Below are 268 nucleotides of genomic sequence, written 5' to 3'. Positions count from 1 at the left end.
ATACCATGAAAAAAATAAGTTTAACAATTCTTCTTTCCTTACTAAGTATAATGACCTTCGCACAATCATTAAAAGTCATTATTAAACAGGACGGAAAAGTCATTGAGCCTGTAAACAATATTTATGAACTGAAAAAATCTACTTTCCAATTCGAATTTGCGTCCACAGACCTGGAGGGGTTTCTAATTGGAGCAACTCAAGATAAAAGCATTTATACAGCAGCTGTAGGTCTTTACAATCCGGAAGTTTAATGGTTTCAGAATACGGG

Annotated in this window: 1 protein-coding gene; it reads left to right on the top strand. The window is 34.3% G+C overall.

Translation table 11 applies throughout. The annotated features are described in order from the left end of the window. A partial coding sequence (locus SB786_RS36465) for a hypothetical protein (RefSeq protein WP_410731615.1) occupies nucleotides 1-251 on the top strand: 251 nt, incomplete at its 5' end. Between the last annotated feature and the right edge of the window lie 17 nt (nucleotides 252-268).

The organism is Burkholderia sp. SIMBA_062 (assembly GCF_046534765.1).
GTDB lineage: Bacteria > Pseudomonadota > Gammaproteobacteria > Burkholderiales > Burkholderiaceae > Burkholderia > Burkholderia ambifaria.
This window is presented reverse-complemented; position numbering and strand designations above follow the sequence as displayed.